The sequence below is a fragment of the Aeromicrobium sp. PFPM2_SD2 genome (assembly GCF_057364525.1).
Window position 1 is genome coordinate 1 of the sequence record NZ_JBNFNZ010000381.1, and the last position, 2377, is coordinate 2377.

Annotated in this window: 3 protein-coding genes; all 3 read right to left on the bottom strand. The window is 72.2% G+C overall.

What is annotated here, in order from left to right; translation table 11 throughout:
- Positions 1–192: Mur ligase domain-containing protein (locus tag AC2W7G_RS13895; protein WP_485868961.1), on the bottom strand; the 192-nt coding region annotated here is incomplete at its 3' end.
- A 69-nt stretch (positions 193–261) separates the two neighbouring features.
- Positions 262–2004 carry a peptidoglycan D,D-transpeptidase FtsI family protein gene (locus AC2W7G_RS13900; protein ID WP_485868959.1) on the bottom strand — a complete coding sequence of 581 codons (1743 nt, stop codon included), beginning with the start codon at positions 2002–2004 and terminating at the stop codon, positions 262–264.
- Between the two features lie 11 nt (positions 2005–2015).
- Positions 2016–2377 (bottom strand): cell division protein FtsL (gene ftsL / locus AC2W7G_RS13905; protein ID WP_485868960.1); only part of this gene is annotated, 362 nt, incomplete at its 5' end.

The window sequence follows — 2377 nt, forward strand, 5'->3', positions numbered from 1 at the left end:
CGCCTGGGCGGCGTAGTCGGCGCCGTGGGCGCGCGCCCCGGGCAGGGCCGCGTACAGGTCACCGGGTCGCACGTCGCGCGTGTTGAGCGCCAGCCCGGTGATCGTCGTGGTGGTGTCGTCGGACGGGACGCCCAGCGTCCTCGCCACCTGCGCCAGCGTCCGGCTCGGCGCCTCGCTCGGGCGCACTCGCATCGTCCCCGTCACCGGTCCAACCTATGGCATGGCTGTGCCCGGCACGCACGCCGTGGCGTGCGGTGCCGGTCACCAGTCCTGCCGGACCTTCGGGCTCTTGGCGCCGGTCGGGGCGATGCCGAAGCGCTCCAGCGCCATCGACATGACCTCCTGGAAGATGGGCGCCGCCGTCGAGCCGCCGCCCGCGCTCGAGACCGGGTTGTCGAGCACCACGTAGGTGATGAAGCGCGGGTTGTCGGCCGGGGCGAAGCCCATGAACGACACGGTGTTCTGGCCGCGGACGTAGCGGCCGGTCTCGGGGTTCACGCGCCACGCGGTGCCGGTCTTGCCGGCCACGCGGTAGCCCTCGATCTGCGCGGCCGGGGCCGTGCCGTCGTCGGCCGTGACCGCCTCCATCATGCGGGTGACCTGCTTGGCCGCCTGCTCGCTGACGACGCGCTGGCCCCGGGGGCGGGCGGTCTTCTCGACCGTGCCGTCGGCCGTGCGCAGACCCGACACCACGGTCGGCTCGACGAGCACCCCGCCGTTGGCGATCGCGCCCACGGCGCGCACCATCTGCAGCGCGGTGACCGAGACGCCCTGGCCGAACGTCACGGTCGCCGACTGCGAGCGCGACCACTTCGCGGCGTCCACGAGGATGCCCTTCGACTCGCCGGGCAGGCCGACGCCGGTCTTGCCGCCGAGGCCGAACTTCTGCAGGTAGTCGTGCAGCGTCGCGTCCTTCATCTGCGACGCCGCCACGATCGTGCCCATGTTGGACGACTGGGCGATGACGCCGGCGGCGGTCAGCCTGATCGTGCCGTGGTCCCAGTAGTCGCTGATGCTGAAGCCGTCGATCTTCATCGAGCCGGGCACCTTGATCTTGGTGTCGGCCGCGACGAGGCCCTGGTCGGCCAGCGCCGCCATGGTGAGCGTCTTCATGACCGAGCCGGGCTCGTAGACCGTCTGCCAGGCGCGCGCCAGCGTCGTCTTCTCGTTCATCCCCGAACGGGTGTCGGGGTCGAACGAGGGGTACTGCGACAGCTGGACGATCTCGCCGTTGGTGACGTCCATCGTGATGGCCAGGCCCCAGTCGGCGCTGCTCGAGCGCACCCCGTCGGCGAGGCGCTGGTCGGCGTACCACTGCAGGTCGCGGTCGATCGTCGTGACGACGTCCTTGCCGGGCACCATCTCGTCGACGGTGGTGTCGGCCTGCGGGATGCGCTGGCCGCTGGGCGCGACCTCGTACGTCATCGAGCCGTCGCGGCCCTGGAGCTGCTGGTCGTAGGTGCGCTCCAGCCCGGCGACGCCCTCGCCCTGGGCGTTGAGGTAGCCCACGAGGTTGGCCGCCAGCGACCCGCCCGGGTAGGTGCGGATCGGGGCGGAGTCGCTGAAGACGCCGACCAGGCCCTTCTCCTTGAGCCGGTCCAGCACCTTCTGCGCCTTGGTCGCCGGCGCCTGCTTGACCAGCACGACGTACCGCGACTTGGGCGTGCGCAGCTTGTCGACCAGCGAGAAGTAGTCCAGGTCGTCGAACACGTCGGTGAGGACCGCCGCGACCTGCGGGGCGTCCTCGGCGGTCATGGTCGGGTCGGCGGTGAGCGTCGTGCCCTCGACGTTGGTGGCCAGGTCGATGCCGTTGCGGTCGGTGATCGCCCCGCGCGGCGCGGGCACCGTGACGGTGTCGGTGCCGTCCTTGACCGCCTGGGCGGCGAACGCCTGGCTGTCGATGCCCTGGATCTGGAACAGGCGCAGGCCGAACACCGTGAGGACGAGCAGGACGAGGCCCAGGCACGCGCGCAGGCGGCGGTGGGTCATCGTCTGCGCACTCATGACGCGCCCGCTCATCGGTCGACCCGCTTCACGTTCGTGCCCTTCTCGGCCGGCCGCGGCTTGCCGACGACCTCGCCGTCGCTGAGCCGCAGGAAGACGGGGTTGGTGTTGGGCACCATGCCGAGGCGGACGGCCTCGGCGGCGAGCCGGCCCGGGCTCCGGCTCTCGGCGACCTCCGCCGAGAGCGCGTTGTGCCGGGTCTCCAGGCGCGACGCGGTGCGGTCGAGCTCCTGCAGCTCGAAGGCCTGGCGCTGCAGCACGGTGCTCAGCACGATGAGGCCGGTCAGGCCGAGCGACAGCAGCGCGATGACCAGGCCGACGAACGGCGTGCGTCCGCGCGCGCTGGCCGGCGGCGCGACCAGGCGCAGGCGGG

What these genes read in the sequence shown, in the direction of transcription:
- AC2W7G_RS13900 (WP_485868959.1), bottom strand. Translation starts at nt 2,004, where the DNA reads ATGAGTGCGCAGACGATGACCCACCGCCGCCTGCGCGCGTGCCTGGGC.